The following is an 11,882-nucleotide window of genomic DNA, read 5'->3' as shown; positions in this document are numbered from 1 at the left end:
CGGCGGCGTCAGGAGAGCACCATAGACCTTCGTGAGCGGATCGCCGGGCGGAAAGTTCCTCACCGCACGTTCTCGGCGTGCCGGGCGGCACGTTCCTTTCCCCGTCACCGGCTGCGTAGGCTGTGTGCCGTGAGCAGCCCGTTCCGCGCGGCCCTGCCCGCGCGCCGCGTCCGAGGCGGGTTGCTCGCGGGCTGCTCTGCCGCGCTCACCGTGAGCGCGCACACCTTTGCCGACGGGCAGTTGCCCCAGCTACCCACCACCGTGCTGCTGACAGCGCTCATCGGTTGGGTCTCCACCGCCGTCGCGGAACACACGCGAGGACTGCCCGGGATCATGCTGGTGCTAGCAAGCGCGCAGCTCGCCTCGCACCTGGTGCTGAGCGAGCTTTCCGGCCATTCCGGTGGTGGCGCCGCGATGACGGCCAGCCACATCGTCGCCACCCTGGTCACCGCGCTGGTGCTCACACACGCCGAACTGGTACTGGTCAGAGGCATCGCCGCGGTTCGGCTCCTGCTGCCTTCGGTGTGGCTTTCGGACGCCGCGCCAGCCACCACCGTCGCCGTCGCTACCGTGCGTCCGGCCGAGGGCGGTCACGCCGTCGAGGTGCTGCTGCGACGGGTGCACCGCAGGCGCGGGCCACCCCAGCGCTACTGAACCGAATCGAAACCCACTCGCCACCGAGTTCAGGAGCGCAATCTCTGATGTCGACAAATCGATTCATGCTGCGCGCGGGCGCGCTCGCGGCCACGGCGGGCTCGATAGGACTGGCCACCACCTCACCCGCCGCAGCGCACGTCACGGCAAACGGCTATGGCAGCCGACCCGAGAAGGGCGGCTACGGCACCGTCGCACTACGGCTGCCCAACGTGGAGCAGGACGGAACAACCTCCTACCAGGAGTTCGAGTTCACGGCGGGCCCGCTACCCGAGAGCGAGGAGCCGGAGCCGGCTCCCGTCGTGGCGCTGGCCGGGCCCTCGAGCGCCGGCCACGGTGGGGCCGGGCTCGCCGTCGGCGCGGGTGCGGCGCCGCTGGCACGCAAGCAGGTGGCGAAATGAGGACGGTACGCAACGCACTGCTGGTGGTCTGGGTGGCGGCGTTGGCACTGCTCGGCATCGCCGGGCAGGCCGCCGCTCACAACGCGCTCGTATCCTCCGACCCCGCCGACGGGGACCGGCTCGACACCGCTCCGGCGGTGGTGACGCTCACCTTCGACCAACCGGTGCAGGACGCTGACGTCAACCAGCTGGCCGTCACCGGGCCGGACGGTGAGCAGTGGGCAACGGGCGAAGTGCGGGTGGCACGTAACGTCGTCACCGCGCCACTGCGACCGCTCGGGCCAGCGGGCGAGTACATCATCGGGTTCCGGATTCTGTCGGCCGACGGGCACCCGGTCTCCGAGGAGATCCGCTTCACGCTGACGACGCCCGGTGCGGCAGCCCCCTCGGCCCCGGACACCTCGATGACAGCGGAACCGACGGGGCAGGCCAAGCCCGAGGCGACCGCCACCGTGCGACAGCGCGAACCCGCCGAGGACTCCGGCATTCCGGTGTGGGTGTGGGTTGTCGGTGCCGTCGTGCTCCTCGGTGCCGGGCTGACCCTCGCCCTGCGCATGGGCAAATCCTCGGACGAATAGCCGTGGCCAGGACCGAGACCACGCCTTCGATGCGGTTGGCTCCGCTGCTGAGCGTGCTCACCGGAGCCCTTGCCGGTGTGCTCGTCGGCGTGGCGCTCACCGCCACCGCACCGGTCAGCGGTGTGGCGAACGTGTCCGAGGTGGTCTCGGTCGGCCTGCCCATCGCGCGGGTGCTGCTCAACATCGCGGCTGCGGCGACGGTGGGGTTGGGGCTGCTCTCGGTGCTCGTCGGCTACGACCGGCCGAGGATCACCGAACCCGTCCTCACCGTCGCGCGCAGGGCCGCTGTCGCGGCGGCCCTACTGTGGGCGCTGGCCGCGCTGGTGACGCTGGTGCTGCAAACGGCGGAGTACCGGCCTGCCGACACCTCGGTCTCTACAGGGGACATCGCCGAGTACGTTGGCGCGGCCGCCGCGGGCAAGGCACTGCTGATTGTGGCCGCGTTCGCGCTGGTACAGGTGGGTGTCGGGTTACTGGCCGTGCGCAGGGGGGAACGGGTGCCCCCGGAGGTCAGAGTCGGACTCGGCCTGTTCGCACTGCTCGCACTACCGGTGACCGGGCACTCGTCGGACTGGAGCCTGCACGACTACACGCTGATCTCGCTCGAACTGCACGTGCTCGCCGCGATCGCCTGGGTAGGCGGGTTGGGTGCGCTGGCGGTGCTGCTGCCTGCCAACCGCGTGCTACTCGCGCACGCGCTGCCCCGCTTCTCCCGGCTCGCCACGCTGTGCCTGCTCATCACGGCGGGCACCGGCGTCTTCAACGGGGTGGTCCAGATCGTGCTGGCCCCTGGCACGAACCTGTGGTCGGCACTGTTCACCACGCCGTACGGCGTCCTCGTGCTGCTCAAGTTCCTCGCCGCGGGCCTCATCGCCGCGCTCGGCGGGTACGTGCGGCTGAAACTGCTGCCCGGCATCGTCCGGCACCATCGCACGACGGTCGCGATGTGGCTGACCCTGGAACTGACCGTGATGGGGCTGGCACTGGGTTTCGCCACGGTTCTCACCCGCACCCCTGTCGGCTGAGGCCGTCAGGCCTAACGCCACCGGCATACACCTGCCATCCGCCGTTCGGGTGATCGGTTGAGCCGAAACCGGGTCTTCTTAACGCGCGACCCGGCGAAAACGGCGAGCGGTCACATTTGGTCGCTGAATGAGGGCCGGACGAACCGTTTCAGCGGTACCGAACCCACCGGGTGTGCGTGCGACCCAACCGCAGATCCTCCAGCCGCCGCCGCAGTTCGTGCCGCACGGAAGGGTGGCTACGCACGATGGGCAGCACGCTCGTCGTGAGCTTCAGCTCCCTCGCCGCGCGTAACACGGGGAACCCATCCCACTCGGTCACATCGAAGCCGTAGGTACGCGCGAGGTCGCGGTACCAGGCGTCGGGGTCACCGAAACGCTCCCTTCCCACCGCGAGCGGGGTGAGGTCCCACTCCGGCGGTCCGATACAGGAGGAGTCGAAGTCGCACAGCACGGGGCCGTCAGCACCGACGATCACGTTGCCGGGGTGGGCGTCGCCGTGTACGAACCCCCTGGGCAGCGGGAACTCCAGCTCCAGCAGGTGCTCCTCCACCTCCGCGCAGCGTCGCAGCAGGAACCGCCTGTCGGCCGGATCCAACTCCTCCGCGTCGGACACGCGAGCACGCACGTCGGCCAGCGGTGCCCAGTCACCGATGCCCTCTGGCAGCGGCAAGGCATGGACTTCGCGCAGCAGCCGCGCCAACTCGGCCGACGTCGCCCGCCTGCCCGTTTCCTCGACCCGGTGCCAGACGGTCACCACGTTCTCGCCGATCAATAGCGGCTGCCGCAGGTTGCCGAACAGCCGGATGGCCGCGACGCCGTGGCGCTCGAAGTGCCGCGCGACCTTCACCACCTTGTGAGCCCGATGCGCCAGCGCACGCGACCCGACGATGCGCACCACCACCGGGTCGCGTGCCAGCGAGTACACCGCGTTGTTGGTGAATCGCAGCAGAGTGGCGTTCCTGGCGTCGAGGCCCAGCAGATCACAGACCCGAGCGAGCACGTCATCCAGCTTCTGCCTGGTGAACCGGCCGTCCAAGAACGTTGCACCTAGGCGGTGAACCCCGGCGTTCAGGAGAAGAACGTCGACATCCGCTCGACGAGATCGCGCGCGTCGGGATTGTTGCTGCGCCGTTGTGCTTCCTCCTTCAGTGGGCGCATCCGCTGCTCGACACGCTTTGATTTCAGCCCTTCCGCGCAGTCCAGCGCCTTGCCTCCGACCTTCGCGCCGTGGTCGATGTCGCCCTCGAGCAGGTGGTTGGTCGCGAGCATGCTCAGGCTGAACGTCTTGCTGCGGGCCATGTCGTCGCCGTAGGCGTCGGTGGCCTTCGCCAGCGCCGGAATCGCGTACTTGGTGTGTGACACGTCGGCCTGCTGCGCCAGCGCGGTGTGAACCGTGCCGATCATGGCGTAGACGTCGGTCTCGTTGAAGAAGCGCACCCACGACTCGGCATTGGCCAGATCCGCGCGCGCGAACTCGTCCCTTGTCCTGCCGAGCAGTTTGATGGCCTGCTCGGCGTTACCCATCATCGCGTAGGCCCACGCCTCGTTCGCACACAGCACGGCGACGGCGAGCTCCGAACCGGACTCCTGCGCCGCGATCTGACCGAGCTGGAACAGCTTGAGCGCATCGTTGGGGGCCTCCTGGTGCAGGTAGACCCTGCCCATCCGGTACAGCACGTTGGCGACGAGTGGGTGGTTCTCGCCCTGCTTGGCCAGATCGAGGGCGTTGGCGAAATGACCACGGGCCGAGTCGATCAGCCCGATGTCGAACGAGGTCCATCCGGCGAGGCTGTGCAGGTCGGCGAGCGCGACGTAAAGCCGGGACTTCACGCCTTCGGTCCCGCTCGCCTGGAGCATCTGCTGCCCCCAGGACAACTGGGCGACCACAGCGTCCCGGCAGAACCCACCGCCGTACTGGTAGTCGAGCGCGCGTAGTGCTCTCGTCGCCGCCTCCACCTGGCGCACGTCGGTCATCCCGATCCGCCCTGGTGCGGGTGTCCTTGCCGGACTCGCCGCCCACGCGTCCGAGGCAGGCCCGAAGACCGCGGCCCCCATCGTCACCTGGGCTGCGTGCGCGAGGAACTTCCGCCGTTTCACGGACTCGTCCTCCTCAGCTTGCTGCTCGTCGGCGGCGCCGACGACCTGGATCTCCGTGGCCTCGTCGTAGGCGAGGCCCATGTACCCGCGGGGAATGCCGAGGCCTTCGGAGATCCGGGAAAGCACGTCGTAGGCCATCACCTGGCGACCCTTGAGGATCTCCGACACCTCGGACTGTGACTGGCCGGTCATGGCAGCGATCTGGCGCTGCGACACACCGTGTTTGCGCAGCTGTCGGTAAACCTCGCTGATGTTGCGGTTCGCGAGAGCGTCCCGCATCTCCGCGGTTTCCCATACCTCGGACTTGATGCGACTTTGCTTCGCGTCGTTGGCGTCCATGCGCGCCCCTCCACAGTCCCGTCGGGCGTCGGTGTGCAGCGTAAGCAACACCTATTGAACCGCGCGAAGGCTCGATTATGGGCACTGATCGGCTGAGGTGAACTCGGCTGACCGCTCAACGGTCAACGGGAGCCGGTCGCCGCTATGACCTCCGGCGAGGCTTCTATCGGAGTTGTTTTCGGCGCAATGTAGTTCCAGATCTCCGTGGCCGGGCGAACACGGACGGCTACCGCGGGGATCGCGTCATAGTCAGGCAGGCAGGTCCGGCGACCACGCCACAGGCGCGGATGTCGGCGAAGGAGAGCGGGAGACACAGACGTGGAGTTCGTGCACTCGATCACAGCAGGACGTGCTGCGACCGGCACGGCGCCCGTCCGCAGGCCCGCTCTTGGCGACAAGCCGCGCCAGCCGCTTTCGTCGACGTCGACAGTGGACCCGCGTGGCACCAGCGGCCGCAGGTACGAGGGCGGCCAGGTCGTGTGGCGGGTGCAGTGCGGCGACCTGATCAGCCGCGAACGCTGTGTGACGGTGTTCGTGGACAAGGGTGAGGTGGTCCTCGTCGGCCCGCCCGGCGAGACAGCACGGCTCACGGCAGGCCAGCTCGGTCAGCTTCGAGCCGCGCTCAACGAAGCCGCGAAACTGGCGGAAAGGTGACGGTGAGTTCAAGGTGGATCAGATCCTCGGGCAGGTCCTTCGCAACGCGGTGTGGGAGCGCCTTGACATGCTCTCCGACCTCGCGGACCGTGCCGACGCACCCGCACTGATCTCCGTCGCGCGCTCCGAGTTACCCCGCCTCACCGCGGGCTGGCGCGCCATGCTGACCGCTCACGAACCGGACGAGCGTGGCGACTGCCCCACCTGCTCCACCCGGTGGCACAGGTGCAAGGCTCCCTGCTCCGTGTGGCAGGTGGCCCACGAGCACCTCGTCGCCGGTGGTCTCGCGCCCCAGCAGGACACCCGCGGGGCGCGCAGGCACTCCGCCGTGTCCCCGACACACGACGGCAGCACCAGCCCGGCCCGGACCCGGCAGGTGCCGGAGCAGACCGGTAAGCACTCCCTGGTTTCCCCACCGGCTCCCCGACGCGCCGTTGTCGGCGGCTTAAGGGCATAGCCGACCGGCAGAGGCGCCCCGGTCGCCGGCGGCCGGCTCGTGCGTACCCCCGAGCGTGACGAGTCCGGCCGCCGGTCCCCTCCGGCGATTAATCGAGAAAATTGTGATCCAACCCCTAGCGGGCGGGCTATTCCACGGCTATGTTCGGCCGCGCGATCGCCCGACAACTTCACAACACACCAGGGTGTTCCCCGCCCGAGGTGGCCCCGATACTCCGCGGGCCGGTGCCGTTGCACTCCCCTCCCCCGACCGGCACCGGCCCGCGGTCCCAGCCGCGGACGCTGCCCATCGGTAAGCGTTCACTCGGAAGTGATCGCGGTAACGGACACGATAAAGTCGCTGACCTGCACAGCAAGGAGCGCGACGTGTCCGAGAACCAGGCCGTGAAGCCCACCGAGACGACGCCGCTGCGGCGGCGACCCGTCCAGCAACGCAGCGCGCAACGTGTCGAACGAATGCTGGACGCCAGTGCCGAACTGCTGCAGGAACTCGGTTACGAGGCGCTGACCACCACGCTGATCGCCAAACGCGCGGGGGTCGCGGTGGGCTCGCTTTACCAGTTCTTTCCCGACAAGCGTGCCGTGGTACAGGCACTGACACAGCGCAACCTCGAACGGTTCATCGCAGCCGTCAACGAGCGGCTGAGCACCCTCGATCCCAAGCACTGGTGGGATGTCGTCGACTCGTTGCTCGACATCTACCTGCGAATGCACCGGGAAGTGCCCGGGTTCTCCCGGGTGCACTTCGGTGATGTGGTGGACGTCCGGCTGCTCGACGACCGCCGCACCAACAACAGGGTCATCACCGATTCCCTCGCCGACCTGATCATCGAGCACGTCGAGGTAGAGCGGGACGAACTCATCCTTCCCATCTCGATCGCGGTCGAGGCCGCGGACGGGCTGCTCAACCTGGCGTTTCGGACGGACCCGCAGGGCGACCCCGACGTGATCGCCGAGACCAAGTCACTCATCAAGGGCTACTTGGCCGGCAAGTTCGGCGAGTAGCGCAGGTGTACCGCACCCGAGCCGAAGGTGCGGGTGGTGAGCAGGCGCAGGTTCTGCCGCTGCTCCAGCTCGGGGAACAGCGACTTGCCACCTCCGAGCATGACCGGGTGCACGAACAGCCAGAACTCGTCGATGAGACCGAGCCGGATGAACGTCGCGGCGATCTCGGCGCCGCCGAACAGCAACAGGTCGCCCCCTGGTTGCTCCTTCAGCTTCGCGACCTCTTCTGCGATGTTGTCGGAGATCACTAGAGAAGACGACCTTGGGCATCGGCTGCCAGATCCGCGAGTATTCCAGATCGAGTTCCTTCGCCTCGCCGAAGCGCGAGGGGTCCGGCCAGTACGCGACCATCCCCTCCTAGACCTTCCTGCCGAACAGGAAACCGCCCATGTCCGCCGCCTGGTCAACCGCGAAGGTCTGCATCTCCTCGTCGAAGGCAGGCCAGTCGAACTCGCCGTTCGGTCCTTCGATGTAGCCGTCGAGTGAGACCTGCATCCACAGCTTGACGTTTACGCATCGGGCGTCTTCCTTCCGTTCCGGCTTCCGGCAGTTAGGCCCGCCCGCGCCGAAAAACTCATCGCCTCGCTGTCAGCCGAAGCACTCTCCCTCTCCCCGGTAGGTCGGCGCCGTGGACACCACCCGGCCACTCGACAGCAGGTGGTACTCGGTGAAGTGTTCGGCCAACTCCCCGGATTTCGCGTGGCGCAGCCACACCCGGTCACCGAGCCGCAACGACCGTGCCGCGCCACCGGTAACCGGGGTCTGCACCTCTCCTGCGCCCTCAACCCCGAGCAGCCGTAACCCGGATGGCAGGTACGGCGACGGCAGCCGTGACGGCCCCGCCTTGCCGGAGGCGACGTAGCCACCGGCGAAGAGCGTCGCGATCCGGGAGGTGGGACGGCGCACCACGGGTAGCGCGAACAGCGCCGCCGGTCGCGGGGTGAAGCGGGAGTAGCGGGAGAACAGCGCGGGTCCGAGCAGCCCGGACCCGGCGGTGACCTCGGTGACCGCCGGTTCGGCACTGGTGAGTTCAAGGCTTCCGGTGCCACCTGCGTTGACGAACTCCAGGTCCGCCACCGCGCGCACCGCCTCCACCACGGCTGCCCTTCGAGGGGCAAGTTCGGCGGCGGAACGCCGCTGCATCGAGCGCACCACGGCACCCCGGACGCCAGGCGCCCCGTCCGGCACCCCGGCGATCTGGCCCTCGTACCCCATCACGCCGACCAGGCGAAATCCCCGGCGCGCCGCGATCGTCGCGGCGAGCCTGCCCGCCTGTCGCGGCGTGAACACGGGTGATCTGCGCGTTCCCACGTGCACGCCGGGCAGTGGTCGCCACGACGCGTCGAACTCAAGGCACACCCTGATCTCGGGGTGCTCGCGGCCGAGTGCGGCATCGACGACGTCGAGGTGCTCCGGCGAATCGACCATGATCGCGATGGCTGCGCGCGCGGCGTCGTCAGCGGCGAGAGCGCGCAGTGCGGAGTGGTCCACCGACGGGTACCCGACCACGATGTCGTCACAGCTGCCCTGCTGGAACAGCCACAGCGCTTCGGCCAGCGAATAGGCCAGCACTCCGCGAAATCCTGGCCGCGCGAGGGCGCGTTCCAGCAGGTGTCTGCACCGCACCGATTTGCTGGCCAACCTCACGGGCAACCCTGCCGCGCGGCGCGTCAGGTCTTCCGCGTTGGCGTCGAAGGCGTCGAGGTCGACAATCGCCAATGGCGGGTCAAGATGTTTCGTCGCCGAGTCGTAGCTGGCGTTTCCCGTGGTCACGCGGCCCACGGTACGTCAAGAAACGTTGAAACACGAATGCTGTTCACCTATCGTGTTGGCGAGATCGCAAGGGTGTGATGCGCAGATGAAGCCGTGGACCAACTGGGCGGGAACCGAGAGCGCTCTGCCGCGCCGGGTCCACCGGCCGATGGACACCGAGGAGATCGCGAAGATCGTCGCCGATGCCTCCGTGCGGGGACGGCGGGTCAAGGTGCCAGGCAGCGGGCACTCGTTCACCGGCATCGCGGTGGCCGACGGGGACGCCGTCGACCTCCGGGCGTGGAAGGGCATCGTTTCGGCCGACTCCGCGTCCGGCCTTGTGACCGTTCGCTCGGCGACCACGCTGCGGGAACTGAACACCGCGCTCGCCTCGATGGGGCTCGCCATGAGCAATCTCGGCGACATCGACGCCCAGACCATCGCGGGCGCCATCTCCACCGGCACGCACGGCACGGGTGCCCGGTTCGGCGGCCTCGCCACCCAGGTGGAAGCCCTTGAGCTCGTACTGGCCGACGGGTCGACAGTGACTTGCTCGCGCGAACTCCGGCCGGAACTGTTCGACGCCGCGCGGGTGGGCCTCGGCGCACTCGGGGTCATCAGCACGGTGACCCTGCGCTGCGAGCCCGCCTTCGTGCTCGCGGCGAGCGAGCGTCCAGAACCACTCGAACGAGTGCTTTCCGAATTCCACGAGTTCGCCGAACACAACGACCACTTCGAGTTCTACTGGTTCCCTTACGGCAAGAACGCGCTGGTCAAGCGGAACAACCGGCAGCCTGCGGGCACGCGACCGCGTCCGCTGTCCCGAGTTCGGGAGTTCGTCGACTACACGGTCATGGAAAACGCGGCCTTCGGCGCGCTGTGCCGGGTCGGCCGCGCCGTCCCTCGGCTGGTGCCCTCCCTCGGCGGCTTCGCCTCCTCTGTGCTTTCCGCCCGCGACTACAGCGACGCCTCTCATCGCGTCTTCGCCACCCAGCGCGCGGTGCGGTTCGTCGAGTCGGAGTTCGCGGTGCCGAGGTCAGCGGCGCTCGACGTACTCGCCGAGCTTCGCGCCCTGGTACCGAGGCTGCGGCACCCGGTGGCCTTCCCGGTGGAGGTCCGGGTCGCGGCCGCCGACGACATCTGGTTGTCCACGGCATACGGTCGGGACAGCGCCTACATCGCGGTGCATCAGTACGTCGGCATGCCCTACCGCGAGTACTTCGAGCGGTTCGCCAGGATCGCAGGCGAGGTCGGCGGCAGGCCACACTGGGGCAAGCTGCACGACCTCGACGCGGCCGCGCTGCGCGACCGCTACCCGCGCTTCGACGACTTCGTACGGGTGCGCGCACAGGTCGATCCGGGCGGTACGTTCTCCAACGCCTACCTCGATCGGGTGCTTGGGCCGGTCGGTTGAGGTGGGAACGGTGTCGCGAGCGCGACTACAGCCGCGCCACGGCCTCCTCGATCGGGGTGTTCCCGGAGGTCAACTCCAGAGTGCGGCCCACGGTGGTCGAGTCTGCGAGCAACCGCAGCAGCACGGCCGCGACATCGTCACGGGGCACGTCCGCCCGCTCCACCTCGTCGGCGAGGTGGACGAGCCCGGTGCCCGGCTCGTCGGTGAGCCTGCCCGGCCGCAGGATGGTCCAATCCAGCTCGCGCTCGCGCAGGTCCTGCTCGGCCGCGGCCTTCGCCCGCAGGTATGCCGCGAACACCTCGCCCACCTGCCCGGCGTCGATCGGTCGGCCCGCTCCCATGGAACCGACCTGTACAAACCGGCGCACACCAGCGCGTTCGGCCGCGCGCGCGAACAGAACGGCCGCAGCACGGTCCACAGTGTCCTTTCGCGCGACACCGCTGCCGGGGCCGGCACCGGCCGAGAACACGGCCGCGTCGGCACCCGAAAGCACCTCGGCTACCTCGTCCGCATCGGCCTGTTCGAGATCGAGTACCGCGGGGTGTGCTCCCGCGTCACGAAGGTCGGCCGCGTGGTCGGGATTGCGGATGATTCCAACTGCTGTGTCACCGTTCGCAGCGAGCAGCTTCTCAAGCCGCACCGCGATCTTGCCGTGACCACCGGCTATGACAACTCGCATCCGTCGTGCTCGGGTTCACTCGGCCGGGGCGGGCGCTTCCAGTGCGAGCAGTTGCTCGTAGGCCATCTCGTTGATCCAGCGGGACACGGGGTCCTCGCCGAGCGTGATCCGGTCGACGCGGGAGGCCAGGTCCAGCTCCGTGGTGGCGTCCTCGGCCGCTGTCACCACTCCAAGACCGTAGGCGCGTGCGCGGGGCAGGCAGTTGTCGACGTAGTCGTGGCTCAGCGCCGCGGAGGTGGGCAGAACCATGGCCGCCTCGCCGTAGCGAGCGAACGGGACCACCGCCGCCATCCCGGTGCGCCAGTGCCTGGCCACGGCCAGCACACCCACGACACGCACCGCGGTGGGCGGGGCCGTGGCCGCCAGCTCCGGCCAGGTCCACGTGGCCACGGTGGCCCGATCGGTCACCGGCTCCACGCCGATGGCGATCCGCTCGGCGTGCGCCTCGGAACGCAGCCTCGCCACGACGGACACGTGCCTGCCGAACAGCTTTCGGTGCGGGAGCACGACCCCGTCCCAGCCCAGCCGGGCGGCCGCCTCACGGGCGAGCCGGTCGGGGTCCGCCGGAAGCTCGACAGGCGGCACGACACGGCTGGGGACCGACCGGGTGCTGTTCGAACCGCTCGTCACCGCGGTCTGCCCACGTGTTACCGCCACGAAGTCCGCCTCCCTCTGCCGTTCTCGTGCGAGCCACGCATTTGCTTCTCCGTGCCGCGAACAAACGGCACATAAGTTAGGTACCAGCGACAACGGAGCAGGTCTGCGGGTTGAGCGCGTGCCTGCGATCGGCGGCGCTGAACGGTCGGTGATCGGTCGGTGGGCGGTTTC

Annotated in this window: 15 protein-coding genes; 8 read left to right on the top strand and 7 right to left on the bottom strand. The window is 68.7% G+C overall.

From position 1 onward, the window contains the following. Nucleotides 1-129 precede the first annotated feature (129 nt). The 4 genes from FHU38_RS23880 to FHU38_RS23865 are packed head-to-tail and all read left to right on the top strand — an operon-like array spanning nt 130 to nt 2,658. Nucleotides 130-654 carry a hypothetical protein gene (locus tag FHU38_RS23880; RefSeq protein ID WP_313886893.1) on the top strand — a complete coding sequence of 175 codons (525 nt, stop codon included), beginning with the start codon at nt 130-132 and terminating at the stop codon, nt 652-654. A 47-nt stretch (nt 655-701) separates the two neighbouring features. Continuing rightward, nucleotides 702-1,055, top strand: coding sequence for a hypothetical protein (locus tag FHU38_RS23875; protein WP_167176634.1), 354 nt, complete (start codon nt 702-704; stop codon nt 1,053-1,055). Then, entirely contained in the window at nt 1,052-1,633 is a 582-nt protein-coding gene (locus FHU38_RS23870) for a copper resistance CopC family protein (RefSeq protein WP_167176632.1), read from the top strand. Before FHU38_RS23875 ends, FHU38_RS23870 begins: the two co-directional genes overlap by 4 nt. A 2-nt stretch (nt 1,634-1,635) precedes the next feature. Continuing rightward, nucleotides 1,636-2,658 carry a copper resistance D family protein gene (locus tag FHU38_RS23865; RefSeq protein ID WP_167176630.1) on the top strand — a complete coding sequence of 341 codons (1,023 nt, stop codon included), beginning with the start codon at nt 1,636-1,638 and terminating at the stop codon, nt 2,656-2,658. A gap of 148 nt (nt 2,659-2,806) precedes the next feature. Here the strand turns inward: FHU38_RS23865 and FHU38_RS23860 are convergent, their stop codons facing one another. Then, complete coding sequence (locus tag FHU38_RS23860) at nt 2,807-3,694, bottom strand: aminoglycoside phosphotransferase family protein (protein WP_167176628.1); 888 nt, start codon at nt 3,692-3,694, stop codon at nt 2,807-2,809. A 32-nt stretch (nt 3,695-3,726) separates the two neighbouring features. Next, nucleotides 3,727-5,094 (bottom strand): helix-turn-helix transcriptional regulator, encoded by a 1,368-nt coding sequence (locus tag FHU38_RS23855; RefSeq protein WP_167176626.1) that lies wholly within the window; start codon nt 5,092-5,094, stop codon nt 3,727-3,729. A 318-nt stretch (nt 5,095-5,412) separates the two neighbouring features. Between FHU38_RS23855 and FHU38_RS23850 the strand changes: the two genes are divergently transcribed. From FHU38_RS23850 to FHU38_RS23840, 3 genes are all read left to right on the top strand, one after another. Then, nucleotides 5,413-5,748 carry a hypothetical protein gene (locus FHU38_RS23850; protein ID WP_167176624.1) on the top strand — a complete coding sequence of 112 codons (336 nt, stop codon included), beginning with the start codon at nt 5,413-5,415 and terminating at the stop codon, nt 5,746-5,748. Between the two features lie 13 nt (nt 5,749-5,761). After that, nucleotides 5,762-6,205 carry a hypothetical protein gene (locus tag FHU38_RS23845; RefSeq protein WP_167176622.1) on the top strand — a complete coding sequence of 148 codons (444 nt, stop codon included), beginning with the start codon at nt 5,762-5,764 and terminating at the stop codon, nt 6,203-6,205. Nucleotides 6,206-6,570: 365 nt separating this feature from the next. Further along, nucleotides 6,571-7,209, top strand: coding sequence for a TetR/AcrR family transcriptional regulator (locus FHU38_RS23840; RefSeq protein WP_167176620.1), 639 nt, complete (start codon nt 6,571-6,573; stop codon nt 7,207-7,209). Here the strand turns inward: FHU38_RS23840 and FHU38_RS27560 are convergent. The 3 genes from FHU38_RS27560 to FHU38_RS23830 form a co-directional block, all read right to left on the bottom strand. Then, nucleotides 7,182-7,457 (bottom strand): dihydrofolate reductase family protein, encoded by a 276-nt coding sequence (locus FHU38_RS27560; protein ID WP_313886892.1) that lies wholly within the window; start codon nt 7,455-7,457, stop codon nt 7,182-7,184. The two genes, FHU38_RS23840 and FHU38_RS27560, sit on opposite strands and share 28 nt — an antisense overlap. 109 nt (nt 7,458-7,566) lie before the next feature. Next, nucleotides 7,567-7,704 (bottom strand): hypothetical protein, encoded by a 138-nt coding sequence (locus tag FHU38_RS27555; protein WP_243852755.1) that lies wholly within the window; start codon nt 7,702-7,704, stop codon nt 7,567-7,569. A 93-nt stretch (nt 7,705-7,797) separates the two neighbouring features. After that, nucleotides 7,798-8,991, bottom strand: coding sequence for an amino acid deaminase/aldolase (locus tag FHU38_RS23830; RefSeq protein WP_313886891.1), 1,194 nt, complete (start codon nt 8,989-8,991; stop codon nt 7,798-7,800). 76 nt (nt 8,992-9,067) lie between these two features. On the opposite strand from FHU38_RS23830, the gene FHU38_RS23825 reads away from it, so the two are divergent. Continuing rightward, a complete protein-coding gene (locus tag FHU38_RS23825) occupies nt 9,068-10,375 on the top strand; it encodes a D-arabinono-1,4-lactone oxidase (protein WP_167176616.1) in 1,308 nt (435 codons plus the stop codon). 25 nt (nt 10,376-10,400) lie between these two features. On the opposite strand, the gene FHU38_RS23820 is transcribed toward FHU38_RS23825, so the two are convergent. Beyond that, complete coding sequence (locus FHU38_RS23820) at nt 10,401-11,054, bottom strand: NAD(P)H-binding protein (RefSeq protein ID WP_167176614.1); 654 nt, start codon at nt 11,052-11,054, stop codon at nt 10,401-10,403. Between the two features lie 15 nt (nt 11,055-11,069). After that, on the bottom strand, nt 11,070-11,711 hold the full coding sequence (locus FHU38_RS23815; RefSeq protein WP_167176612.1) for a hypothetical protein: 642 nt from the start codon (nt 11,709-11,711) through the stop codon (nt 11,070-11,072). Nucleotides 11,712-11,882: the final 171 nt, after the last annotated feature.

The sequence above is a fragment of the Saccharomonospora amisosensis genome (assembly GCF_011761185.1).
GTDB lineage: Bacteria > Actinomycetota > Actinomycetes > Mycobacteriales > Pseudonocardiaceae > Saccharomonospora_A > Saccharomonospora_A amisosensis.
The sequence above is the reverse complement of the archived record's forward strand: the minus strand, read 5'-3'. Positions and strand labels throughout refer to the sequence as shown.